This is a genomic window from Hymenobacter saemangeumensis (genome assembly GCF_039541835.1).
GTDB classification, from domain to species: domain Bacteria; phylum Bacteroidota; class Bacteroidia; order Cytophagales; family Hymenobacteraceae; genus Hymenobacter; species Hymenobacter saemangeumensis.
Window position 1 is genome coordinate 1 of sequence record NZ_BAABGZ010000033.1, and the last position, 891, is coordinate 891.

The window sequence follows — 891 nt, forward strand, 5'->3', positions numbered from 1 at the left end:
TAGGGTAGAACAGGTAATTAGGGCTAAGTCGTAACAAGGTAGCCGTACCGGAAGGTGCGGCTGGATCACCTCCTTTCTGGAGCAGTTCGACTCGTGGGCTCAAATACAGTTACACACCGTTGTAACCAGTTGTCTTTTCCTTCATTCAAATAATATTGATGAGTGTTCCGGGCTTGTAGCTCAGGTGGTTAGAGCGCTACACTGATAATGTAGAGGTCCGTGGTTCGAGTCCACGCAGGCCCACTCTAATCATTCATCATAACAAATAGGAATAGCTCAAGCGGAGCTCTTCTTCACTAATGCTGCTTGCAGTGTTACACGTTCTTTGACGTAAGGGGTAACAAAAACGAAGCGTAGCGCACTTGCCTACTCAGCGATGAGCAGGAATTACCAAGTGTAGTTACGAAGACGAAGTAAATAAGAGCACACGGGGGATGCCTAGGGTCTCAGAGGCGACGAAGGACGCGATAAGCTGCGATAAGCTCGGGGGAGGGGCACATACCCGCTAATCCCGAGATTTCCGAATGGGGCAACCCCTTGCCTGGAAGAGGCAAGAGCCGACTAGCTTGTCTAGCGGCGGCAAACGCAGGGAACTGAAACATCTAAGTACCTGCAGGAAAAGAAAATAACCATGATTCCCCAAGTAGTGGCGAGCGAACGGGGAGGAGCCCAAACCAGGGTGGTTACGGCCACCTTGGGGTTGTAGGACCACGACATCTGATTGAACCCACTTAACTGAAGTGCTTGGGAAAGCACACCATAGACGGTGAGAGTCCGGTAAGTGACAAGTGTGGTTCACGGTAGTGGAATCCTGAGTAAGGCGGGGCCGGAGAAACCCCGTCTGAATCCAGCGGCACCATCCGCTAAGGCTACATACTCCTGAGACACCGA

At 51.5% G+C, this 891-nt stretch carries 1 tRNA gene and 2 rRNA genes; all 3 read left to right on the forward strand.

The features are described 5' to 3' along the window. Positions 1 to 76: ribosomal RNA gene (locus tag ABD919_RS13810) — 16S ribosomal RNA — on the forward strand; the annotation flags it as partial. A 93-nt stretch (positions 77 to 169) separates the two neighbouring features. Next, positions 170 to 243: transfer RNA gene (locus ABD919_RS13815), tRNA-Ile, on the forward strand. A gap of 164 nt (positions 244 to 407) precedes the next feature. Next, positions 408 to 891: ribosomal RNA gene (locus tag ABD919_RS13820) — 23S ribosomal RNA — on the forward strand; the annotation flags it as partial.